This is a genomic window from Lysobacter dokdonensis DS-58 (assembly GCF_000770795.1).
In the GTDB taxonomy this organism is placed as follows: Bacteria; Pseudomonadota; Gammaproteobacteria; order Xanthomonadales; family Xanthomonadaceae; genus Noviluteimonas; species Noviluteimonas dokdonensis.
Map to the genome: position 1 here is coordinate 49,633 of NZ_JRKJ01000021.1, position 22,699 is coordinate 72,331.

The window sequence follows — 22,699 nt, forward strand, 5'->3', positions numbered from 1 at the left end:
AGGGGACGCATGGCTTCCGCGACACAGGACCTGGAATCGTTCGTGCGCGACGCGCTCGCGCAAGGCAACTCCCGCGACACCATCGCATCGACCCTCACCGGCGCAGGCTGGTCGCAGGCGCAAGTGCAACGCGCGCTCAACGCGTGGGCCGACGTGCCCTTCGCGGTGCCGGTGCCGCGGCCGCGCGCGTCGTTGTCCGCGCGTGAGGCGTTCTTCTATCTGCTGATGTTCGCTGCTTTGTACATGGCGGCCTGGCATACGTGCGATCTGTTGTTCACGCTGCTCAACCGGTCCCTGCCCGATGCGGCGGATGCGTTGCGTCAATACGGATACTCGACGAGCAGGATGCGCTGGTCGACCGCCTCGATCATCATCGCGCTGCCCGTGTTCCTGTGGATGGCGCGCCTGGTCGCGCGGCAGGTCACGCGCGATCCGCTCGCGCGGCTCTCGCCGGTGCGCCGTTGGCTGACGTATCTCACGCTGTTCCTCGCGGCGATGACGTTGATCGGCGACATGATCACGCTGGTCAACAACCTGCTCGCCGGCGACCTGACGTTGCGCTTCCTCCTGAAGGTGCTGGTCGTCGCGGTCGTCGCCGGTTCGATCTTCAGCTACTACCTGTTCGACCTGCGCCGCGGGGAAGACGCATGAGCGGCGAGAAGGCGGATCGCATCGGGAAGTGGCTCGCCATCGGCGGCACGGTGCTCGCCGTCGTCGCCATCGTGCTCGCGATCCGGATGATGGGCTCGCCGTCCGAGCAGCGGCTGGTGCGCATCGATGAGCATCGCGTTTCCGACCTCGACAAGCTCGAAGACGCGATCGTGGCGTACGCGAAGGAAAAGGAGCGCCTGCCCGCGCAGATTGCGCAGGTGAAGGCGCAACCAGGGACGATCACGTCGTTCACCGATCCGGAAACACGCGCGCCCTACGAATACGAGCGAATCGACGCCGACCGCTTCCGCATTTGCGCGGTGTTCGCAACGGATACGTCGATGCATCCGCCGGAAGGCTGGCCGGCGAGCCAGGACGCCTGGAACCATGGCATCGGGCGCCACTGCTTCACGCGCGACAAGGACGGCACGCCGACGCTCGCGAAGGACCTGGTGCGCGCTTTGTGAGGGAGTTCGAACGGCAGTCGAACGGCCGTGGCGCGCACGCGGCCTGTCCATTTCCTCCGTGGCGTTCTTTAGTCACGGAGGTAATTCACCCATGCCCAAGTTCGTCATCGAACGCGAAGTCCCCGGTGCGGGGAAACTGACGCCCCAGGAATTGCAGAGCCTGGCCCGCCGCTCGGTCGGCGTGCTGCGCCAGCTCGGCCCGGATATCCAGTGGATCCACAGTTACGTCGCAGGCGACAGCCTGTACTGCGTGTACGTCGCGCCTGACGAGGAAATGGTGCGCGAACACGGGCGGCTCGGCAGTTTCCCTGTCCAGCGCGTCACGCAGGTCGCGACGATCATCGATCCGACCACGGCCGAATAACCCGACTCAGGCGCCATCCCCATGAGCGAGATGGCATGGTCGTTCATCGTCCAGACGCTGAGCGGCGTGGTCGCCGTGTTCATCGGTATCTGGCTGGCGCTCGTCGTCGAGCGCCGCCGCAAGACCGAGGACACGGCCGAGCGCGACGCGCTGCAGCTCGCCGAATACGAGCGCGTGATCGATTCGATCCTCGGCTCGGTGGTGAAGAACACCGCCGAGGCCAAGCGCATCCTGCGCCTGCTGGATTCGACGCATTGCCCGCGCCTGCTGCACGCCGACCTGGAAACCGCGGTGTGGTACGCCAGCCACGGGCATTTCACTTCGCTCTGCCGCAACGTCGACCAGCGCGTGATCCTGAGCCAGTTCTTCGACGACGTGCGGCGCCTGGCGTCGTTCGTCGATTTCCGCAGCGACCTGCAGGCGCAGATGACCACGCAAGGCCGCCGCGCGGACGACGCGGACGTGTTCCAGTTGTCGAAGGAAGTCGACAAACACCTGGCCGCGTTGGCGGAAGACCTGCGCTTCACCGGCGTCATGGTGATCACCGATCACGGCAAGGCGGTGCACAAGCGGCTGATGGGGCTGACGGGTGTGTAGACTTTTGCCCATGACCCCGATCGACCTGCGCTCCGACACCGTCACCCAGCCCACCCAGTCCATGCGCGAAGCCATGCTCCGCGCCGACGTCGGGGACGACGTCTACGGCGAGGACCCCACCGTCAACGCGCTGCAGGAACGCCTCGCGCACGACCTCGGGTTCGAGGCCGGGTTGTTCGCGCCCAGCGGCACGCAGGCCAACCTGCTCGGGTTGTTGTCGCATTGCCAGCGGGGCGATGAGTACATCGTCGGCATGGACGCGCACACCTACAAGTTCGAAGGCGGCGGCGCGGCGGTGTTCGGTTCGATCCAACCGCAGCCGATCGTGCAGGCCGAAGACGGCACGTTGCCGCTCGATGCGGTGGAAAACGCGATCAAGCCGGTCGATCCGCATTTCGCGCGCACCAAGATCCTGTGCCTGGAGAACACGTGGCATGGCCGCGTGTTGCCGCGTGCGTATCTCGCGCAAGCGCGCGCGTTGTGCGATCGCCGCGGGCTCAAGCTGCATCTCGACGGTGCGCGCCTGTTCAACGCCGCGGTCGCCGACGGCGTGGCGCCGCGCGAGATCGCCAAACACTTCGACAGCGTGTCGATCTGCCTTTCCAAAGGCCTCGGCGCACCGGTCGGCTCCGTGCTCGTCGGTTCGCGCGCATTGATCGACGATGCGAAACGCTGGCGCAAGGTGGCCGGCGGCGGCATGCGGCAATCGGGCCTGCTCGCCGCCGCGTGCCTGCATGCGCTCGATCACCATGTCGAACGCCTCGCAGACGACCACCGCCGCGCGAAGACGCTCGCCGATGGATTGCAGGGCTTGTCGAAGGTCACCGTGGCCGGTCAACACACCAACATGGTGTTCATCGACGTACCGAAGGAACACCTAGACCCCTTCCGCGCGCACATGGACGCCGCCGGCATCCGCATGTCCATCGGTTACCTACCTCGCATCCGCATGGTCACGCACATCGACATCGACGACGCCGGCATCGCGCGCGCCATCGACGCCTTCCGCGCTTTCGGCTAACAAACGCGCGCGCTGTTCGCGCATCCACGCATACCACGCCACCTGGATTTGCCAGGTCGGGCCGATTTCGCGTTCGAAATCCGCCAGCGTCGCGCCATTCGCCAGCAAACGCTTGTAACCGGCCGCGTACTTGCCGTTCTCCCCGTGCAGCAGGAAGTGCGTCAGGCTCCAGTATTCGATGTAGTACAGATTGACGTAACCGGCGATCGGCGGGCCGGTGTCTTCGATGAGCGCACGCAACGGGATCAGGCGGCCTTCGCGCAGGTCGCGTTCCAGGTTGCCCGACCAGTGGAATTGCGCGAGCCACCACAGCGGATACGTATTCGGATCGAGCGTGCCCGGATGCAGGCCGGTCGCGTCGATGCGGCTCGCGCCGAAGTAGCCGGCGAGCCCTTCGTCGATCCACCGCACGCGTTCGAAGCCCATCACTTCGCGCGCGAGTTGATGCGCGGCTTCATGCACCATCCAGTGCACGCGGTTCTCGCCGTCGGCGACGTACGCGTGGCACTCCGGCGTGCGGTAGATCGCCTCGGCCCACGGCACGCCGCGGTTGTTCGCCTTGAACTCGGCGCGCGAGCGATACAGCACCAGGCGCAGCGACGGGTGCGTGCGCGGCATGTCGGGGAAGACCTGTGCCCATGCGGCGTGCAGGTGTTCGACGGCGGCGCCGGTCAGCGCGACCTGGTCCTGCGGCGCATCCGAGACGATCAGGTAGTGCGCGGTGTGCGTTTCCTTCCAGGCCTTGTCGGCGATGCGCGTCGTGCGCGCGTCCGCCGCGTCCTTGCGTTGCGTCAGGATCCATCCATGCACGGCCACGCCGAGCGCGATCAACGCGAGCATGGGCAACACGATCCGGCGCGGCACGGGCATGGGACCCAGCCTAGCTCAGCTTTGCACCTGCTTCACGCGCGCCGGGCTGACGTGGAGGTTGTTCGGCACGAGGAACCGCAGCAAGTGTTCCTGTCCGACGCTGATGCCGATGCGCGGCGTGGCGATCGGGTGCAATGGCGGCGCGGTGCCGTCGTCGAGGATGCGCGGGCCATCGCCCTTCACCAGGTCCGCGCCGTTCAACGCGCCGTCGATGCCGAGCGCCTGCGTCAACCGCGCCGGTCCGCTGCACAGCAGGCGATCGGAGACGCCGCCGCGCGCGTCGTGCATTTCGGGCAGTCCCGCGATCGGTTCCAGCGCACGGATGAGTACGCCCGCGCCGGGTGCCTGGTCCCACGCCACCGCGTTCGCGCACCAGTGCATGCCGTAGGTGAAGTAGACATACATGTGGCCCGGCTCGCCGAACATCGTCGCGTTGCGCGCCGTCTTGCCGCGATAGGTGTGCGCGGCCGGGTCGATGCCCGCCAGGTAGGCTTCGACTTCGACGATGCGGCCCGCGCGGCCATCGGGCATGGCGAGGATCTTGTTCAGCAAATCGCGCGCCACGCGGACGGTGTCGCGTCGGTAGAAGGCGCGGGGCAAACGAGTCTTGCGGGCCATGCGGCCAGTCTAGGGAACCGTGCGTCGGCGCGGGTTCACCCCGGCGACCCGGGGTGACCGCACGGCCGCGCCACGCACGTTGACCCCTTCGCCCGACTCGCGGGCGTCGACGGTTCCCGCCATGACTCGCCAACTCATCGTGACCGCCCTGGCGGCCGCCCTCGCGACAACGCTCCTCGCCGCGTGCCAGAAGCAGGAAGCGCCGACGTCGACCACGCCTTCGACGTCGACCGCCGCCGCGCCGGCATCGGGCGCCACCACCGCCGCCGCACCGAAGGCCGCGCCGGTCGACTACAACCTGCTCTCCGACCGCCTGGTCGCCAACGCCGCCGTGAAGGAAGGCGAAGTGGTGATGATCGTGGGCCGCGCGCACGACGCCGAGTTGATGGAAGACATCGCGGTGGCCGCGCGCAAGCTCGGCGCGTTCCCGATGATCCTGTACAGCAGCGACCGCCTGGCCAAGCGCATGTTCTTCGATGTGCCGGAGAAGTGGGATTCGCAGCGCGACACGCTCGACGCGGACCTGGCCGACGTCGTCGACGTGATCATCTCCCTCGGCAACAACACCACCGAGAACCTGTTCGAAGGCGCCGACCCCAAGCGCATGGCCGCGCGCGGCAAGGCGAACGAAGGCATCGGCGAGCTGTACCAGCGCAAGGGCGTGCGCAATCTCGAAGTCGGCAACAACCTCTATCCCACGCCATGGCGCGCGCAACGCTTCGGCATGAGCGAAGACGAATTGTCGAAGATCTTCTGGAACGGCGTGAACGTCGATTACGCCGATCTCGTCAAGCGCGGCGCGACGGTGAAGGGCGCGCTCGCCGCGGGCAGCGAAGTGCACATCACGCATCCCAACGGGACCGACCTCACCGTCAACATCAAGGGCCGGCCCGTCGGCGTGAGCGACGGCGTGATCTCCGCCGAAGACATGCAGGCCGGCGGTGCGGCGAACGCGGTGTACCTGCCCGCGGGCGAGGTGTATGTCACGCCCGTCTCGGGCACGGCGAACGGCAAGTTGGTCAACTCACGCGCGTTCTATCGTGGCCAGCAGATCGACAACCTGACGATGACGTTCAAGGACGGCAAGATGACCGGCATGTCGGGTGCGGGGCCGGGCTTCGCGCCGATGAAGGCCGAGTACGACGCCATCGACGACGCGCGCAAGGACGACTTCAGCTACGTCGACCTGGGCATCAATCCGAACATCACGCTGCCGGCCAATTCCACCGTCGGCAACTGGGTGCCGGCCGGCACGATCACCGTCGGCACCGGCGGCAACACCTGGGCCGGCGGGAACAACACGGTGCCTTACGGGCAGACGGTGTCGCTGTCGGGCAGCACGGTCACACTCGACGGCAAGCCGATCATCGAAGGCGGGTCGCTGAAGCTCTGACGCGGCATGGCCTAGACTTCCGCGGAATCGCCCCCGCGGAAGTCGCCATGGCCAACCAATACCTGCTCGTCGATTTCGAGAACGTGCAACCCGACAACCTCGGCGCGTTGCAGCCGGGCGAGTGGCGCATCCTCGTCTTCCTCGGACAGCACCAGACGCGGCTCGAGCTCGGTCTCGTGCAGGCCGTGCAGGCGTTCGGCTCGAATGCCGAATACATCCAGATCGTCGGCAACGGCAAGGACGCGCTGGATTTCCACATCGCGTTCTACATCGGCAAGCTCGCGGCCGAGCAACCGGGCGCGCGCTTCGTGATCGTGTCGAAGGACACCGGCTTCGATCCGCTGGTCAAGCACCTGGAGAAACTGCGCATCGCCTGCAAGCGCGTCGCGACGATCCCGGGCGCGGCGGTGAAGTTGCCGACGACGAAGGCCGCGCCCGTCGCGAAGGCGGCGAAGGTCGTGGCCAAGGCGCCGGCAAAGCAACCGGCGAAGCAGGTAGCGAAACCTGCGAAGAAGGCGGCCGCGAAGAAGATCGCGATGCCGCCGCGGTTCGAGGAAGTCGTCGAGCGCCTCAAAGGCATGAAGCACGCCAAGCCGCGCACGGTGAGGACGTTCCGTTCATCGCTCGGGAGCTTCAACCCGCCCTTCGCCGAAGCGCAGATCGACGCGATGCTGCAGGCGCTGCAATCGCACGGCGTGCTGACGGTGGCGGGCACGAAGCTCGTTTACCCGGCCTGATCGAAACTTTCACGCCGCCGGCGCTAGATTGCGCCGGCCATGCAGGACGAACAACACGACGACCGCCGCCGCTATCCCCGCCAGCAAATGGTGCGGGCCATCCTCGTGCGGCCGAACGGGCACAAGCTCGACTCGCACCTGCTCGATCTGTCCCTCGGCGGCGCGCGCGTGACCTTGCCGCAGCATTGGTCGCCGCAGAATGGCGCGGCGTTGCGCCTCTACTTCGAGAACGGGGATGCCGAGGAATCGATCACGCTGCGCGGGCACGTCACGCGCGTGGGCCTCGATGACATCGGCGTGGAATTCGATCCCGCGCAGGAAGCGGATATCCGCGATTTGTTCGCCTCGTTGGGCCCGCGGCAATAGGGCTACGCGAGGCGCAACAACGACTCGTGGAGGCACGCGACCAACCCGTCGCCCGCATTCGACTCCGGCGTCCTGCCGCCCGTGAATGCCGAAAACGCCGGCAACACGCACGTGCGTTCCTGCAACCAGAACGCCGGCCACCGCCCCGGAAATCCCTCGATCCGCACCGTCGGGTGCAAGTGCCCGCACAACACGTGCGCGGGCGCGCGCGGATCGGGCGCATGACGTAGCGAGAACGGTCCGTCGTCGACGGAATCGCCCAACAGATCAATCTCGAGATTCGCGCGCACGAGTGCACGGTCGTGGTTGCCCGCGAGCACGCCGATGCGCAGTTGCGGATGCGCAGCGCGGAACGCCTCCCAACCTTCCCGCCATTGCGGCGACTCGATGCCGCCATGCAGGAAATCGCCGAGCACCCACGCGGTGTCTGCGCCGGTCGTCTCGGCCAACGCGGCGATGCGCGCCAGGTCCAGGCGCGTGCCGCCGCTCGGCAGCGGTATGCCGAGGCGGCGGAAGATGTCGGCCTTGCCCAGGTGCAGGTCCGCGAGCAGCAAGCGATTGCGCGCGGGCCAGTAGAGCGCGCGATCGGCGAGCAATCGCATCGGTTCGCCCGCGATGACGACGTCCATCGCATCAGCCATGGCGACGTTCCAGTTGCGCGGCTACGCGTTCGACGCGCGCCCGCCAGTCCTCGGTGCTCAGGTGTCCGCGCTGGCTCTCGGCCCACAAGGGGAACGACAGTGGCGTCAGCGACTTGGGGCGGTGCAGGGCGATCGTGCGCCGCGCGCAATCGTCGAGCGCGTGCGCGAGCTGCGCGACGTCGAGCTGTTGCGCGAACACTTCACGCTGCGCCTGCGTCAGCAACAGATGGCCGGGATCGTGCCGCGTCAGCACGTCGAACAGCAAGCCGCTCGAGGCCTGCAACTGGCGCAACGAGCGGGGTGTCCGCCCGGGCAACGAGGGCGGCAGCAATCCCGCGACGCGCGCGATCTCGCGGAACTGCCGGCGCGCGAGCTCGGTGAGGTTGAAGCTGTCGGTGAGGTCGTCGAGCAACGCTTCCGGCCGCAGCATCTCCGCGATCAGCCCGGGTTCGACATCCACGTCCGCCTGCGCCGATAGCACGAATCCGTAATCGTTGGCCGCGAACGAAAACGAGTTCGGCACGCGCCGGCCCCAGCGCAAGGCAACCAACGCGGCGAACCCTTCGTTCACCGCCCGCCCCGCGAACGGATACACGAACAAGTGCCGACCATCGCGCGTCTTCACCCATTCGCAGAGCAGATGTTCCGGGCCGGGCAGGGCGGACAGCGCATGCTGCAGCATCAGCAACGGTTGCAACGCGCGCACTTCCGGCGAATCGGACTCTCCCGACGCCACGCCCGCGAGGACGCGCTCCACTTCGCGCCCGAGTTCGCCCGACAAGGGCATCCGCCCGCCCTGCCACTTCGGCACCATGCCGTCGTTGCGCTTGGCGAGCTTCACCTGCGCGGTCATCTCGTGCAGGCGGATCAGCTCCAGCGTGCGGCCCGCGAACTGGAAGCGGTCGCCGGGCTTCAGGCGCGAGACGAACGCCTCTTCCACCGATCCCAGCGCGCCGCCGCGCAGGAACTTCACCGCCACCGTGCCGTCGCTGGTGATCGTGCCGATCGACAGCCGATGGCGGAACGCGACCTTGCGATCGTCGACGATGTAACGCCCGTCGTCGCCGATGACCGTGCGCCGATAGTCGGGGTAGTGCGACAACGCCGAGCCGCCCTGCACGATGAAGTCGAGCACCGACAGCCATGTGGCATGGTCGAGGTCCGCGAACGCATGCGTCCCACGCACTTCGTCGAATAGCGCATCGGCATCGAACCCACCCCCGAGCGCGAGCGTCACGCAATGCTGTGCGAGCACGTCCAATGACATGCGCGGCGGCAGGCGCGGTTCGACACGCCCGTGCGCCAATGCCTTGCGCACGGCGGCGTACTCGAGCAACTCCAGTGCATGCGTCGGCACGCACACGACGTGCGCCGCTTCACCGGGCCGATGGCGCGCGCGCCCTGCGCGTTGCAGCAAGCGCGCCATGCCTTTCGGGCTGCCGACCTGCAGCACCTGGTCGACGGCAGGGAAGTCGACGCCGAGATCGAGGCTCGAGGTCGCCACGACGCAGCGCACGCTGCCGTCGCGCAACCCGATCTCCGCGGCCTGGCGCAACTTCGCATCGATGGACCCGTGGTGCAGCAGCAACGTGCCCTGGTCCTCGGGCCACACCGCTGACAACGCGCGATGCCACAGTTCCGCCTGCGAGCGCGTGTTGGTGAACAGCAGGCTCGTGCCGGTCGACAGCAGCCGCTCGACGACGCGCGCCAATTGCACAAGGCCGAGATGCCCGGCCCATGGAAAGCGTTCGCCCGCTTCGGGCAACAACGTATCGAGCGTGAGCGTGCGCGGCGGCAATCCCGAGACGACGGCCGCATCGGGCGCGTGCGGGAGCAACACGTCGCGGGCCTGATCGAGGTTGCCCAACGTCGCCGACAATCCCCAGGTGCGCAGCTCCGGCGCCAACGCGCGCACGCGCGCCAGCGCCAGTTGCAACAACACGCCCCGCTTGTTGCCGAGCAGCTCGTGCCATTCGTCGACGACGATGGTGCGCAGGCCCACGAACTGCGCGGCCGTCTCGGGGTACGAGAGCAGCAGCGACAGCGATTCCGGCGTCGTCACGAGTGCATCGAGTTGTCCCGCACGCGCCAGGCGCCGATCGCGTGCACTCGCATCGCCAGTGCGCAGCCCCACGCGCCAATCCAGGTCGAGCGCCTCCACCGGTTCGCGCAACGCACGCAGCGTGTCGGCGGCCAATGCGCGCAGCGGGGTGATCCACAGCAGTCGCAACCTCCGCGTGGCATTCTTCTTGCGCTTGACCTTCGGTGCTTCGGCGAGCGCGTCGATCAGCGGTCCGCCGAATGCCGCCAGCGTCTTTCCGCTGCCCGTCGGTGTATGCAGCAGCCCGGATTCGCCGGCCTTCCATCGCTTCCAGACCTCGCGCTGGAACGGCAACGGTTTCCAGCCTTGTGCTTCGAACCACCCTTGCAACGCCTTCATCGCGCGAGCGCCCGCAAGGTGTCGAGGCGGTCGGCCTCGGCCGCCGGCTTGTCGGTGCGCCAGCGCAGGATGCGCGGGAAGCGCACGGCGATGCCCGACTTGTGGCGCGTGGAGCGATTCACCGCTTCGAAGCCGAGCTCGAACACATGCAGCGGCGTCACCGAGCGCACGGGTCCGAAGCGTTCGAGGGTGTTCGCACGGATCCAGCGATCGAGCTTCAGGATCTCCTTGTCGTCGAGCCCGGAGTAGGCCTTGGCGACCGGCACCAATGCATCGCCGTCCCACAGACCGAACGTGTAGTCGGTGTACAACGCGCTGCGCCGCCCGTGACCGGATTGCGCGTAGAGCAACACCGCGTCGATGGTGAGCGGATCGATCTTCCACTTCCACCAATCGCCGCGTCGCCGGCCGACCTGATAGGGCGAGGAGCGGCGTTTCAGCATCAGGCCCTCGACGCCGCGTTCGCGTGCGCCGATGCGCAAAGCGGCCGCCGTCTCCCAATCGGGCGCGATGACTTCGGGCGAAATCACCAGGCGCGGATCCGCATGGGAAGCGAGCAGTTCACCGAGCAATGCGCGACGTTCCTGCAACGGGCGCTCGCGCAGATCGATGCCATCGCGCTCCAGCAGGTCGTACGCCAGCACGCGCGCGGGCGTATCGGAGAGGATCTTCGCGCCCGGTTTGCGCCGTTGGATGCGTGTCTGCAACGCGGTGAACGGTAGCGGCGCATCGCCTTCGCGCCAGCCGAGCAACTCGCCATCGATCACGGCATCGCCGGGAAGCGATGCGAGCGCCTGTTCGATTTCCGGGAAACGCCCATCCAGGCGTTCCTCGCCGCGCGACCACAGCGCGATGTCGCTGTCCCGCCGGATCAGTTGCACGCGGATGCCGTCCCACTTCCATTCGAGGAGCCAGTCGTCGATCGGGCCGAGCGACTCGACGGCGGCCTCCAGCGGCGAGGCCAGGAAGAACGGATACGGCTGCGCGCGATCTCCGGGCAGCTCGCCTTCGGTCAGCAAGTCGCGCAGGAAGGCGGGCGAGGGCGACCATGCGCCGAGCATCCGCTGCGCGATGCGGGCGATGTCCACGCCGCTCATCTCCGCGAGCGCCTGCTGCACGAGGCGTTGTGACACGCCGACCCGCAGCGCGCCGGTGAGCAGCTTGTTGAAGGCGAGACGCTCGTCGTACGCGAGAGACCGCCACGCGCCGACGATGACGTCGCGCCGCACCGCGTCCTCGCGGCCTGCGACGGCGAGCAACCGATCCTCGATCCACGCGCGCAGTGACGTCTCGTCGCGCGCCTCGACCGGCGGATCGTCGAGCAACAGCGTCAGCATTTCCGCCAGGTCGCCGACGTGGTGGTAACTCTCCTCCACCAGCCACGCGGGATTTCCGCTCGCCTCCGCGATCCAGTCGCGCAACTCGTTCGTGCCCGCGATCTTCGCGCGTGCGCCGCCGATCTTGCCGCCCGACAACAACCACAGTGCCCACGCCGCATCGTCGGGCGGCGCATCGCGGAAATAGTCGATGAGCGCGGCGCGCTTGTCGGACGTCGCCGTGCTGCGGTCGAGTCGACGATACAGGGCGGCGAAGCGACGCATCAGTCGTCCTCGCCGAACTGCGTGGAGAACGTGCCGGTGTCGATGCCTGCTTCGTTGAGCGCGCGCACCAGGGCGTCGGTGTTGCCGTGCGTGGCGATGACGCGGCGCGCGCCGGTTTCGCGGATCGTGCGCAGCAAGTCGGGCCAGTCGGCGTGGTCGGACACGACGAACCCGCGATCATGGTTGCGCCGCCGCCGATTGCCGCGGATCCGCATCCAGCCGGAGGCGAAACCCGTCTGCACGCGCTTGAACCGTCGCATCCACGCGCTGCCGGCGGCCGACGGCGGCGCGATCACGAGTTCGCCGGCGAAATCCGCGCCGCGCTGTTCGTCGGACACGAGCTTCGTTTCGAGCAAGGGAATCCCGCACTCGCGGTAGACCTGCACGCCCGCGGCGATCGCGCCGTGCAACCACACCGGCCGATCCGTGTGCGCCATCATTTCCGCGAGCACGCGCTGCGCCTTGCCCAACGCATAGCAGAACAACACCGCCGACTCGCCACGCGCTGCGCACTCTTCGCGCCACTCGACGATCTCGCGCGCGACCTCCGAGGTCTCCGGCCAGCGATACACCGGCAACCCGAACGTCGCCTCGGTGATGAACACATCGCACGGCACCACTTCGAAGGGCGCGCACGTCGGATCGGGCTGCCGCTTGTAGTCGCCGGACGCGACCCACGTTTGACCATCGATTTCGATGCGCACCTGCGCCGAGCCCAGCACATGCCCCGCCGGGTGGAGCGATACGCGCGCATCGCCCAGCACGAACGACTCGCCGTAGTTGTAATCGAAGATGCGTTCGTCCTGGCCCAGGCGCCAGCGCAGGATCGGCAGGCCGGCGCGCGTGGCGTGGTATTCGCCCATGCCGCCGCGTGCATGATCCCCATGGCCGTGCGTGATCACCGCACGTGGGACGGGACGCCACGGATCGATGTGGAATCCGCCCGCCGGGCAATACAGCCCTTCGGGACGCAGGACGACCAGGTCAGGCAGGGTCGGTCACCCAACCGCCGCGATGCTTGAAGCGCAGCCACACCGTCTGCCCGACCAGCGCCACCGCCAGCACGAGCGCGCACCACGATGCCGCCACCGCACCGCGCACGCCCCAGTTCGACTGCATCACGTACACCGCGAGCAGGCCCCACGTCGCGGCGCCCGCGTAGTCCGGGTTGCCGCGCATGCGATGGTTCGCCCACAGGAGCAGGACCGCCAGCAACAGGAAGATCGCCAGGCTCCACGGCAGCATGTCATCGGTCGACATCAACCGATACGCAACGACGACCTGCGCGATGTTGACGAACGCCGCCAGCGACAACCACCCGGCGTGCAGCGAGATTGGCGTCCACGCCCACAGCCATTGTTGCGGCAGGCGTTGCTTGTCGTCGGTGAGGACGAAGGCCGCGCGCAGCAGGCACGCGAGCGCACCGAAGATCACCAGCAGGTTGAGCCAGTACAGGCCCATCGAGAACAGCGGCATCCACGCGGTCGTCAACGCGAAGCCCGCGGCGGTCCACGGGGCGATGTGCGTGAGCGTCGCATCGTTGCGCCGCTCGCCCGTCGCCTGCCAGATCCCGTAGAGCACGTCGAACAGGAAGATCACGCCCCAGATCGCGAATGCGTAACCGGAGGGCAGCAGCAGATTGGGGAAATGCGCGGACACCGCGCCCGACGGCGGGCCGAAAGAGCCGTGTTCGGTGAGCCATCCGACGACGGGCATCGCGATCGCGAACAACAGCACGAGCAGGCGCATGGGAGGTCTCCGTTCCACCGATGGCGCGACGCTAACAGGCCGCCGTGATCGCGGCGTCGAACGCCCGCTTGCACATCCGTGAATCGTCCCGTTTTTCGCTGCTGAGTTGGCCATCGCGCATTGATGCGCCACTCACCGAGGCCCGCGCACGCTCGGCGCACCCATGAGAGGAGGATTCGATCGATGACCCGCAAGACATTGCATATGTGCCTCGTCGCCGCGCTCGCAGGCATTGCCTTCGGCGCCTCGGCCCACGGCGACGGGGACAAGTTCAAGATGATGGACACCAACGGCGACGGCCAGATCAGCGCGGCCGAACACGAGGCCGGTGTCACGAAGATGTTCACCGAAATGGATGCCGACAAGGACGGCTTCGTCACCGCGGCGGAAATGGATTCGATGCACGCATCGATGAAGAGCGCCGACAAGGGCGAGAAGCGCGGCATGGACATGAAGTCCAGCGAGAAGATCGCCAAGATGGACAAGGACGGCGACGGCAAGCTCTCGGCGGCCGAACACAGCACCGGCGCACAGGAAATGTTCGGCAAGATGGATGCGGACGGCAACGGCATGTTGTCCCGCGCCGAAATGAACGCCGGGCACGACAAGATGATGAGCAAGGACAAGCCGGCCAAGGACGACTGGTCCAAGAAGCCGACCGGCACCCAGGCCGATGCTTCGGATCACTCGGAGCATTCGGGCCACGACGACGCCGCGAAGGCCTCGACCCCGCCTGCGGACGACAACGGCGGCTGAAGCGCACGCTCGGTTCGCGCCGCGCCGCTGGTCGGCGGCCGTGGCGCGAACACCGCGTGAAGACGCATTAACCTGCGCGATGGTCCAATGGGTCGTCGCGCGCCTGCACCAATCGCGCGATGCAGTTCACCGGCCGAGGCCGGACGGGGGGTCATCGCAATTGGATATGTTCAACAAACCGGCGAAGGGCGTCGTGCCCGCGGCGTCGTGGGAAGAAGACAGCGCGCTGTTTCGGCGCCTCGTCGCCGAGGTGCCGGACTACGCGATCTTCCTGCTCGATGCAGACGGCATCGTGCGCACGTGGAACGCGGGCGCCGAGCGCATCAAGGGCTACAAGGCCGACGAGATCATCGGACGGCACTTCTCGACGTTCTATCCCCAGGAGCAGGTCGACTCGGGCTGGCCGCAGCACGAGCTGCGGGTCGCCGGCGAAACGGGCCGCTTCGAGGACGAAGGCTGGCGCGTGCGCAAGGACGGCACCCAGTTCTGGGCGAACGTGATCATCACGCGCGTACTGGACGACAACGGCCAGCTGCTCGGTTTCTCCAAGATCACGCGCGACCTCACGGCGCGCCGCCGCCACGAAGAACTCCTGCGCCGCAGCGAAGAGCGCGTGCGCCTGCTCGTCGAGAGCGTGGTGGACTACGCGATCTTCATGCTCGATCCCGACGGCCACATCGCCAGCTGGAACGCCGGCGCGCAGCGGACCAAGGGCTACACGGCCTCCGAGGTGATCGGCAAGCATTTCTCCATTTTCTATCCGCCCGAAGTGGTCGCCGCGGGTTGGCCGGAACGCGAACTCGAGATCGCGCTCGAGGACGGCCGCTGCGAAGACGAAGGCTGGCGTGTGCGCAAGGACGGCACGCGCTTCTGGGCGAGCGTGGTGATCACGCCCTTGCACGACGAGACCGGCCAGCATCTCGGCTACGCGAAGGTCACGCGCGATCTCACCGACCGCCGCCGCGTGTCTGCGCTGGAAGACGAAGGCCGTCGCGTCACCACGTTCCTGGCGATGCTGGGCCACGAGTTGCGCAACCCGCTCGCACCGATCTCCAACGCGGTGTCGATCATGCAGCTGGAGCGCATCGAATCCGATCGCCTGCGCATGTGCCGCGACGTGATCACGCGCCAGCTCGGGCAGATGACGCGCCTGGTCGACGACCTGCTCGACGTGGGCAGAATCACCGCGGGCAAGATCCATCTCGAACGCAAACCCGTCGAAATCGGCGCCGTGCTGGCAGCGGCGATCGAAGCGAGCGAACCCGAGGCGCGCAGCCGCGGCCACACGGTGACCCTCGAACGGCCGGGTGGACAGACGTGGGTGTCGGGCGATCCGGCGCGCTTGCAACAGGTCGTCGGCAATCTGTTGAGCAACGCGGTGAAGTTCACCGAGCCCGGCGGCCAGATCAAGGTCGCGCTGCGGCGCAACCGCGCGTTCGCCGAGATCGCCGTCAGCGACAACGGCCCCGGTATTCCACCGTGGCGCCTGCAGGACATCTTCAATCTGTTCGTGCAGGGCGAACAGGATCTCGCGCACTCGCAGGGCGGGCTCGGCCTGGGCCTGAGTCTCGTGCAGCAGATCGTGGCATTGCATGGCGGCGATGTTGCCGCGTACAGCGCGGGCGTGGGCAAGGGCTCGGAATTCGTGGTGCGCGTGCCGCTGGTCGAAGCACCGGCCGCGGCGCTGGACGCCGAACACGCGACGTTGCAATCGCACACGCACAGCGTGCTGGTCGTCGACGACAACCGTGACGCGGCCGATACGATGGCCGCGTTGCTCGATGGCCTCGGCTACCGGGCACGCACCGCCTACGACGCGGCGAGTGCGCTCGATGCGGTGCGCGCATCGCGGCCGGATTTCGCCTTCCTCGACATCGGCCTGCCCGACATGGACGGCCGCGCGCTGGCGAAAGCCATCCGCTCCGAGTTCGGCGATGCGATCGCGCTGGTCGCGTTGACGGGCTACGGCCAGGAACAGGACCGCGAGAAAACACTCGCCGCGGGCTTCCGCGAGCACCTGACCAAACCGCTCGGCATCGACGGGCTGACGGCGGCGCTCGACCGCTTGGCCGCCGGCGAAGAATGAGCGACTAGAACTCCCTGCGAATCCAGCTGTCGATCATCCGCTTCTCGTAACGCAGCGAATCGCTGCTCGAGAACGGCGGCGGCGATTGCAGGTACGCCAGGTCCGAAATCTTGCGCTCGCCTTCGCTGATGACGTTGCCGTCCGCATCCTTGCGCGAGAACTGCAGGGTCATGCGCGGTGGATACACGTCACGCAACACGCGCACATCGTCGGTCTGGCTGCGCAGCCATTCGTATTCCCCGGCGCGCTGGATGTCGAGAATCTCGACGTCCACGCGTTCGCCCGCGGGCACGGCCTTCGCCAGCCTCTCCTGCATGTAGTCGGCCAGTTCCACGACCCAGTCGCCCTGCGCGGCCAGGCGCCGGTTCTGGCTGTAGCGCAGCTCGGCGAACTGCGCGGGGTCGCCCCAGCTCACGGAGACGGCGCTGCCTTCGCCCACGGCGTGCGGGCGCGCGGTATCGGTCACGGTGCGCGGGCCGTCGGTGGCGCAGGCCGACAGCGCGAGGACGAGGGCGATCAGGACGGGGCGGGGACGCATGGCGGCGCTCGGGGGCGGGGGGTGCATTCGTGAGTGTGCGACTGCGAACCCGCCGGTTCAATCCGGTCTTGACGGCCGCTTAATGCATGCCGCCGCAGCCTCCAGCCGCCTGCCCACCCCTCGCCCGGAGCGCCCATGAACCGCTCGTCCCTGCTCGGCATCGTCCTGTTCGCCTGCGCCACGCCGTGCGCCTTCGCGCAGGTGCCCAACACCGCGCCCGACGCGACGCCGCGCACCAACAATCCCGTGCCCGCCTCGGTGCGCCTGCCGCAGAACGGCGAGCAGCGCATGGCCGCGATGGACCGCAATGGCGATGGCGCCCTGAGCGAAGACGAATACGAAGACGCGATGCGCCGGGCGTTCCGCGACCTCGATGCCGACCGCAACAATCGCGTGAGCCCCGACGAACTCGCCAGCGCCAGCGCACCGCAGCAAGACGGGATGGTGTCGCCGGCCGATCGCATCCGTTCGGCGGATCTCAACACCGATGGCGAACTCACCGAAGAAGAACTCGTGCGCGGCGCCGAACAGGCATTCGACCGCCTCGATACCAGCAACGACGACGCGCTCGACCTCGGCGAACTGAAATCCGGCGGCGGTTGATCGCTCAGTGCCGGCGCTTGTCGTACCAGAGCGCCAGGTGGTCGCGTGAGCGCAGGATGCGCCGCCCGCGCAACGCGAAGCGCAACATCAGGCGCAGGTGGTCGAGCACGCCGAAGGTGCGCAGCTTCCGGTCGGACGTGCGCACCGCTTCGCGCAGGATGCGCACGCGGCCCACGGTGGCGAGCGCGCGGCTGAAGGCGACGTCTTCGCCCGCGTAGTAATTGGTGTCGAAACCACCCGTCGCATCGAATGCTTCGCGCGTGCAGAACACGAAGCACCCCGGCGTCACCCGCATCCACCGGAACACATGCATCAGCGCCGCCGTGAACGCGCGGATGCCGAACGGCACGCGGCCGTCGAGGACGACCGCACACCCGCCGCCGACCACGCCCGCGTCCAGCGCCGCGACCGCCGCGGCGAGCGCGCGGGCATCGATCAGCGTGTCGGCATCGACGAAGCACAGGCGCATCCCGTTCGCCACCGCCGCGCCGGCGTTGCGCGTCGCGGCGATATGCCGGAACGCGACCGACTCGACCCGCGCACCATTCGAACGCGCGATTTCCGCGGTGCCATCGCTCGAATCGTCATCCACGACGATCAGTTCGTACGCGACGCCGCATTCGCGCGCCGACGCATGGATCGCGGCCAGCGTCGCGGCGATCAACGGCGCCTCGTCGTGCGCGGGAACGATGAACGACCACATCCCTCCATTCTTCACGCGATGTGCAACTCCCGCAACGGCGCGTGATCGCATGCGGTGACTTTCATCTGCGATTCGCGAGCACCTGCAGAGACTGGCGGCCGTTCCGAACACACGGAGAAGCCCATGAAGCGCAAGACCCTGTTCCTCCTTTCCCTGGCGCTGGCCAGCGGCGTGGCTTTCGCGCAGCAGCCGGCCACGCAACCGGTGCAGGCCGCGATGACCGATGCGCAGGTGCACGCGAAGCTCGAAGCCGCCGGCTACACCAACGTCAACGACGTGAAGTTCGAGGACGGCGTGTGGAAGGCCGACGCGAAGAGCGCGGACGGCAACCGCGTCGACGTCCGCATCGACGCGAAGTCCGGCGCGATCTATCCGGACGAACAGGTCGCCAACCTCAACGAGGCCTCCGTGAAGGCCCAGCTCGCGGCCGCCGGGTACACCAACGTCCATGACGTCGATTTCGAAGACGGCATCTGGAACGCCGAGGCCGACGACCCGAACGGCAAGGACGTCGAGGTCAAGATCGACCCGAAGACCGGGCAGGTCATCGGCAAGGAAAAGGACTGAAATCCGGCGCTGCCCCCGGCACCGCGCTAGACTCGGACCCCGGGGCGCCTCGGGGGCGACATGCACGGGCCGGGAGACATCGTCGAATTGGCTGACCAGCCTGCGGGCGCACGGGAGACCGTCGCGCCCGTTTGGCATGCGCGTTTGACGGCGCTGCTCGCCGAAGTCTCGCGCGAAGCGCTGCAGGGTGAAGACCTGGAGGAAGTGCTGCGGCGCATCGTCGAGTGCCTGGTGCGCAACCTGCCGGTGGCCATCGCGAGCATCATCCTGCTCGACGACGAAGGCGCCCATTTCGTGCAGGAAGTCTGGGCCGGCGACCTCGACCTTTACCCGGCCGAGTTGGCGCATGGCTGGCCCGTGAGCGTCGGCGCCGCAGGGCGTTGCGCGCGGACGGGCGAAGCGCAACTGATCACCGACGTCGACACCGATCCGGATTACGTGCCGGGCAACACGAAGGTGCGCTCGGAATATCTCGTGCCCATCCGCCATCGCGCGCGACTGCACGGCGTGCTCAACATCGAGAGCACGCAGCCCGACTTCTTCTATCCCGAGGCGCGCGACGTGTTCGACGCGATCGCCGACCAGATCGCCGGCGCGATCCACCTGGCGCGCGTCGTCGCCGAACTCGAATCGGCCAACCGCAAGCTCGAAGCGCTGTCGATGATCGACGGGCTCACCGGCATCGCGAATCGCCGCTGCTTCGACCAGCGCCTGGCGGCCGAGTGGGAATGGCAATCGGTGGAGCATCGCGAACTGGCGATCGTGCTCATCGATGCCGATGCCTTCAAACCCTTGAACGATGCCCACGGGCATCTCTACGGCGATGAATGCCTGCGCGAACTCGCGCGCCTGTGCGCACGATTCGCCGACGGCGCCGACGATCTCGTCGCGCGCTTCGGCGGCGAAGAGCTCGTGCTGCTGCTGCCGGATCGCTCGCTGGAAGCGGCCGTGGCGCTGGGCGAAGCGCTGCGGCGCGACGTCGAAGCGGCCGCGATGCGGCACGACAACTCGGCCATCGCCCCCTACGTGACCGTGAGCGTGGGCGTGGCGTCGGTCACGCCGACGTCGGGCCGTTCACCCGACCGGCTCATCGCGGCGGCGGACCGCGCGCTGTATGCGGCCAAGGCGCAGGGCCGCAATCGCGTGGTCGCCGCGCAGGTCGAATGAGCATTGCCCCGGCGATTGCCCCACATCAGGGACACTGATTCCGCGTATTGCCGTCTTATCGCCGTCGCATCCGGCCCGTAGCCTGAGCGTCCCCCACGCCCCCTGGTGAAGCCTCATGCGTCGTCGTAAGCGCAGCATCGTCGTCTCCATCACCCGCGTGTTCCGCGCCTTGTTCCTGCGCCCCCGCGTCGCGACACGCGGTCTGGGCGAACTGGGTTGATCGAACGGTCGATCGACGCAGGCGTCGCGGCGCCCGGCTACGATGGTCTCCTCCCCCGCCATCGAACCGAGGCGTCGCGCATGGCTGTTCGCGAACCCGTCGTTTCCATCCGCAACGTCAGCAAGACCTACGCCTCGGGCTTCGAAGCGCTCAAGCACGTCGACCTCGACATCCATCGCGGCGAGATCTTCGCGCTGCTCGGCCCGAACGGCGCGGGCAAGACGACGCTGATCAGCATCATCTGCGGCATCGTCAACGCCAGTTCCGGCACCGTGGTCGCCGACGGGCACGACATCGTCGCGGACTATCGCGGCGCGCGCAGCAAGATCGGGCTGGTGCCGCAGGAGTTGTCGACCGACACGTTCGAAACGGTGTGGTCGACGCTGCGCTTCAGCCGCGGGCTGTTCGGCAAGCCGCCGGATGCCGCGCACCTGGAACGAGTTCTGCGCGATCTGTCGCTGTGGGACAAGCGCAACGACAAGATCATGACGCTCTCCGGCGGCATGAAGCGCCGCGTGCTGATCGCCAAGGCCCTGGCGCACGAGCCGCAGATCCTGTTCCTCGACGAACCGACCGCCGGCGTCGACGTCGAGTTGCGCCACGACATGTGGCAGATGGTGCGCCGCCTGCGCGAGAACGGCACGACGATCATCCTGACGACGCATTACATCGAAGAGGCGGAGGAGATGGCCGACCGCATCGGCGTCATCCGCAAGGGCGAGCTGATCCTCGTCGAGGACAAGAAGACCTTGATGCGCCAGCTCGGGAGCAAGCAACTCGCGATCTCGCTGCAAGCGCCGCTGGCCGACATTCCCTCCGGGCTAGCGGATTTGCCGCTGACGCTGTCGGAAGGCGGACATTCGCTGGTCTACACGTTCGACACGCAATCGGAGGACACCGGCATCGCGCCGTTGCTGCGCCGGTTGCACGAGCAAGGGATCGACTTCAAGGACCTGCATTCCAGCGAGAGCTCGCTGGAGGACATCTTCGTCTCCCTGGTGAGGGCGCCGGCATGAACACCCATGCGATCAAGGCGATCTACCGATTCGAGATGGCGCGCACCTTCCGCACGATGCTCGAGAGCATCCTCTCGCCGGTGCTGTCGACGTCGCTGTACTTCATCGTCTTCGGCGCGGCCATCGGCTCGCGCATGGGCGACCTCGGCGGCGTGAGCTACGGGGCCTTCATCATTCCCGGCCTGATCATGCTGTCGCTGCTCAACGAGAGCATCTCCAACGCCTCGTTCGGCATCTACCTGCCGAAGTGGTCGGGGACGATCTTCGAGTTGTTGTCGGCGCCGGTGTCGTACTTCGAAGCGGTGGTCGGCTACGTCGGCGCGGCGGCGACCAAGTCGCTGATGCTCGGCCTGCTGATCCTCGTGACGGCGCGCGCGTTCGTTCCCTACGAGATCGCGCATCCGTTCTGGATGCTGTGCTTCCTGCTCCTGACGGCGGTCACCTTCAGCCTGTTCGGTTTCATCATCGGCATCTGGGCCGACAGCTTCCAGCGCCTGCAGGTGATCCCGCTGCTGATCGTCACGCCGCTGACATTCCTCGGCGGCGCGTTCTACTCGATCGACATGCTCCCCGAGCCGTGGCGCACGCTGACGCTGTTCAATCCGGTGGTGTACCTGGTGAGCGGAATGCGGTGGAGCTTCTACGGCATCGCGGACGTCAACGTGTGGCTGAGCGCGGGCGCGATCGTCGGATTCCTGGTCGCGTGCCTTGTCGGCGTTTGGTGGATCTTCAAGACGGGCTACAAGATCAAGGCGTGACGGTGCGCATGAGCGTCGTTGTCCGCCATGCAGGGTCGTTGCGTACGCGCTCGCGATAGTCGTCGGCCGCAAACGGCCCTTCCATCTGATGCCGCGCGATGTTGCAGTACCGGCAGGCGGCGACGATGTTGCGCACTTCACCACCGCCGTCGCGTCGCGCGACGACATGCTCCGCGGTGCACTGGAAATGCGCGCAGTCTTCGAGCGTCAACCCGTGGCGTTGCGCGAACTGCCACGGGTTGCGGGTCCACATCGGTGCGTCGCAGTAGTGGCAGCGGTGTTGCTGCCGGCGCGCGGCGGCTTTGCGGAAGCGGCGGAGTTTGTGGTTGTTCGGCATCGCCTTGCGATCACGCGCCGACGCGCTTGCGCACCAGGCCGATGTCGCGCAGCGGGCGCACTTCGATGCAGCCTGTCGCGGCCCACGGGAGGTCCGCGGCCATCGCGATCGCGTCCTCGATGCTGTCCGCTTCGATCAGGTTGAAACCGCCCAGCAGTTCCTTTGTCTCGGCGAACGGGCCGTCGCTCACGCGCGTCTTGCCATTGCGGATGCGTACCGAGCGTGCGGTTTGCGCGTCTTCCAGTTGCGCGAAGGACTTCAACGTCCCCGCGCGCTGCAGGTCGTCGGCCTTTTCCAGGCAGCCCTTCATCATCGTGTCGAACTGTCCGTCGGGCAGGGCGCCGAGCAGATCCGGGTCGGTGTAGACGAGCAGCAGGTATTGCATGCGGCGACTCCGCGCAGGGCGACTGCGCGGAATGCTAGCGCATCGGGC

The 22,699-nt window shown here is 67.4% G+C and carries 26 protein-coding genes; 15 read left to right on the forward strand and 11 right to left on the reverse strand.

The genetic code is table 11. From position 1 onward, the window contains the following. Window positions 1–9 precede the first annotated feature (9 nt). From LF41_RS12970 to ltaE, 5 genes are all read left to right on the forward strand, one after another. Entirely contained in the window at window positions 10–651 is a 642-nt protein-coding gene (locus LF41_RS12970) for a DUF5671 domain-containing protein (protein WP_036170435.1), read from the forward strand. Continuing rightward, the gene (locus LF41_RS12975; RefSeq protein WP_036170437.1) at window positions 648–1,118 is read left to right on the forward strand and encodes a hypothetical protein; all 471 of its coding nucleotides are present in this window, start codon (window positions 648–650) and stop codon (window positions 1,116–1,118) included. The genes LF41_RS12970 and LF41_RS12975 overlap by 4 nt, the downstream gene beginning before the upstream one ends. A gap of 91 nt (window positions 1,119–1,209) precedes the next feature. Then, window positions 1,210–1,482, forward strand: a complete 273-nt coding sequence (locus tag LF41_RS12980) for a DUF4242 domain-containing protein (protein ID WP_036170439.1) — start codon at window positions 1,210–1,212, stop codon at window positions 1,480–1,482. 21 nt (window positions 1,483–1,503) lie between these two features. Continuing rightward, a complete protein-coding gene (locus LF41_RS12985; protein WP_036170441.1) occupies window positions 1,504–2,079 on the forward strand; it encodes a hypothetical protein in 576 nt (191 codons plus the stop codon). A 10-nt stretch (window positions 2,080–2,089) separates the two neighbouring features. Then, window positions 2,090–3,100 (forward strand): low-specificity L-threonine aldolase, encoded by a 1,011-nt coding sequence (ltaE, locus tag LF41_RS12990; protein WP_036170443.1) that lies wholly within the window; start codon window positions 2,090–2,092, stop codon window positions 3,098–3,100. Here ltaE and LF41_RS12995 read toward each other — a convergent pair. Then, window positions 3,014–3,970 carry a hypothetical protein gene (locus LF41_RS12995; RefSeq protein WP_036170445.1) on the reverse strand — a complete coding sequence of 319 codons (957 nt, stop codon included), beginning with the start codon at window positions 3,968–3,970 and terminating at the stop codon, window positions 3,014–3,016. The two genes, ltaE and LF41_RS12995, sit on opposite strands and share 87 nt — an antisense overlap. Window positions 3,971–3,985: 15 nt before the next feature. Continuing rightward, on the reverse strand, window positions 3,986–4,588 hold the full coding sequence (locus LF41_RS13000; protein ID WP_036170447.1) for a DNA-3-methyladenine glycosylase: 603 nt from the start codon (window positions 4,586–4,588) through the stop codon (window positions 3,986–3,988). Window positions 4,589–4,709: 121 nt separating this feature from the next. Between LF41_RS13000 and LF41_RS13005 the strand changes: the two genes are divergently transcribed. The 3 genes from LF41_RS13005 to LF41_RS13015 are packed head-to-tail and all read left to right on the forward strand — an operon-like array spanning window position 4,710 to window position 7,084. Beyond that, window positions 4,710–5,981: an aminopeptidase gene (locus LF41_RS13005; RefSeq protein WP_036170449.1), complete on the forward strand. Its 1,272-nt coding sequence runs from the start codon at window positions 4,710–4,712 to the stop codon at window positions 5,979–5,981. Window positions 5,982–6,028: 47 nt separating this feature from the next. Beyond that, window positions 6,029–6,718, forward strand: coding sequence for a PIN domain-containing protein (locus LF41_RS17140; RefSeq protein ID WP_052116425.1), 690 nt, complete (start codon window positions 6,029–6,031; stop codon window positions 6,716–6,718). A gap of 39 nt (window positions 6,719–6,757) precedes the next feature. Beyond that, window positions 6,758–7,084, forward strand: coding sequence for a PilZ domain-containing protein (locus LF41_RS13015; RefSeq protein ID WP_036170451.1), 327 nt, complete (start codon window positions 6,758–6,760; stop codon window positions 7,082–7,084). A 2-nt stretch (window positions 7,085–7,086) separates the two neighbouring features. Here LF41_RS13015 and pdeM read toward each other — a convergent pair whose 3' ends face one another. From pdeM to LF41_RS13040, 5 genes are read right to left on the reverse strand one after another with little or no spacing between them, the layout of a single operon-like run. Then, on the reverse strand, window positions 7,087–7,725 hold the full coding sequence (pdeM, locus tag LF41_RS13020) for a ligase-associated DNA damage response endonuclease PdeM (protein WP_036170453.1): 639 nt from the start codon (window positions 7,723–7,725) through the stop codon (window positions 7,087–7,089). Continuing rightward, on the reverse strand, window positions 7,718–10,165 hold the full coding sequence (locus LF41_RS13025; RefSeq protein ID WP_036170455.1) for a ligase-associated DNA damage response DEXH box helicase: 2,448 nt from the start codon (window positions 10,163–10,165) through the stop codon (window positions 7,718–7,720). The genes pdeM and LF41_RS13025 overlap by 8 nt, the downstream gene beginning before the upstream one ends. Then, complete coding sequence (locus tag LF41_RS13030) at window positions 10,162–11,766, reverse strand: ATP-dependent DNA ligase (RefSeq protein WP_036170457.1); 1,605 nt, start codon at window positions 11,764–11,766, stop codon at window positions 10,162–10,164. The genes LF41_RS13025 and LF41_RS13030 overlap by 4 nt, the downstream gene beginning before the upstream one ends. Next, window positions 11,766–12,758, reverse strand: a complete 993-nt coding sequence (locus LF41_RS13035) for a ligase-associated DNA damage response exonuclease (RefSeq protein WP_036170458.1) — start codon at window positions 12,756–12,758, stop codon at window positions 11,766–11,768. The genes LF41_RS13030 and LF41_RS13035 overlap by 1 nt, the downstream gene beginning before the upstream one ends. Next, window positions 12,751–13,515 carry a hypothetical protein gene (locus LF41_RS13040; RefSeq protein WP_036170460.1) on the reverse strand — a complete coding sequence of 255 codons (765 nt, stop codon included), beginning with the start codon at window positions 13,513–13,515 and terminating at the stop codon, window positions 12,751–12,753. The genes LF41_RS13035 and LF41_RS13040 overlap by 8 nt, the downstream gene beginning before the upstream one ends. Before the next feature lie 183 nt (window positions 13,516–13,698). On the opposite strand from LF41_RS13040, the gene LF41_RS13045 reads away from it, so the two are divergent. Both LF41_RS13045 and LF41_RS13050 read left to right on the forward strand, forming a co-directional pair. Beyond that, entirely contained in the window at window positions 13,699–14,271 is a 573-nt protein-coding gene (locus tag LF41_RS13045; protein WP_161786965.1) for an EF-hand domain-containing protein, read from the forward strand. Between the two features lie 166 nt (window positions 14,272–14,437). Beyond that, window positions 14,438–16,357, forward strand: a complete 1,920-nt coding sequence (locus LF41_RS13050) for a PAS domain-containing hybrid sensor histidine kinase/response regulator (RefSeq protein WP_052116426.1) — start codon at window positions 14,438–14,440, stop codon at window positions 16,355–16,357. A 4-nt stretch (window positions 16,358–16,361) separates the two neighbouring features. Here LF41_RS13050 and LF41_RS13055 read toward each other — a convergent pair whose 3' ends face one another. Then, window positions 16,362–16,895, reverse strand: a complete 534-nt coding sequence (locus LF41_RS13055) for a DUF3016 domain-containing protein (protein WP_036170464.1) — start codon at window positions 16,893–16,895, stop codon at window positions 16,362–16,364. Between the two features lie 135 nt (window positions 16,896–17,030). On the opposite strand from LF41_RS13055, the gene LF41_RS13060 reads away from it, so the two are divergent. Then, complete coding sequence (locus LF41_RS13060) at window positions 17,031–17,498, forward strand: EF-hand domain-containing protein (protein ID WP_036170465.1); 468 nt, start codon at window positions 17,031–17,033, stop codon at window positions 17,496–17,498. A gap of 4 nt (window positions 17,499–17,502) precedes the next feature. On the opposite strand, the gene LF41_RS13065 is transcribed toward LF41_RS13060, so the two are convergent. Next, a complete protein-coding gene (locus tag LF41_RS13065) occupies window positions 17,503–18,201 on the reverse strand; it encodes a glycosyltransferase (RefSeq protein WP_036170466.1) in 699 nt (232 codons plus the stop codon). Window positions 18,202–18,324: 123 nt separating this feature from the next. On the opposite strand from LF41_RS13065, the gene LF41_RS13070 reads away from it, so the two are divergent. The 4 genes from LF41_RS13070 to LF41_RS13085 all read left to right on the forward strand — a co-directional run bounded on the left by LF41_RS13070 (window position 18,325) and on the right by LF41_RS13085 (window position 21,929). Beyond that, window positions 18,325–18,768: a PepSY domain-containing protein gene (locus LF41_RS13070; RefSeq protein ID WP_036170467.1), complete on the forward strand. Its 444-nt coding sequence runs from the start codon at window positions 18,325–18,327 to the stop codon at window positions 18,766–18,768. Between the two features lie 87 nt (window positions 18,769–18,855). Further along, the gene (locus LF41_RS16275) at window positions 18,856–19,935 is read left to right on the forward strand and encodes a sensor domain-containing diguanylate cyclase (protein ID WP_161786966.1); all 1,080 of its coding nucleotides are present in this window, start codon (window positions 18,856–18,858) and stop codon (window positions 19,933–19,935) included. Between the two features lie 300 nt (window positions 19,936–20,235). Further along, on the forward strand, window positions 20,236–21,171 hold the full coding sequence (locus tag LF41_RS13080; RefSeq protein WP_036170885.1) for an ABC transporter ATP-binding protein: 936 nt from the start codon (window positions 20,236–20,238) through the stop codon (window positions 21,169–21,171). Beyond that, window positions 21,168–21,929 (forward strand): ABC transporter permease, encoded by a 762-nt coding sequence (locus LF41_RS13085; RefSeq protein WP_036170468.1) that lies wholly within the window; start codon window positions 21,168–21,170, stop codon window positions 21,927–21,929. The genes LF41_RS13080 and LF41_RS13085 overlap by 4 nt, the downstream gene beginning before the upstream one ends. Here the strand turns inward: LF41_RS13085 and LF41_RS17145 are convergent. Both LF41_RS17145 and LF41_RS13095 read right to left on the reverse strand, forming a co-directional pair. After that, the gene (locus LF41_RS17145; protein ID WP_052116428.1) at window positions 21,919–22,266 is read right to left on the reverse strand and encodes a hypothetical protein; all 348 of its coding nucleotides are present in this window, start codon (window positions 22,264–22,266) and stop codon (window positions 21,919–21,921) included. The genes LF41_RS13085 and LF41_RS17145 overlap by 11 nt on opposite strands. Before the next feature lie 10 nt (window positions 22,267–22,276). Then, window positions 22,277–22,651, reverse strand: coding sequence for a YciI family protein (locus tag LF41_RS13095; protein WP_036170469.1), 375 nt, complete (start codon window positions 22,649–22,651; stop codon window positions 22,277–22,279). Window positions 22,652–22,699: the final 48 nt, after the last annotated feature.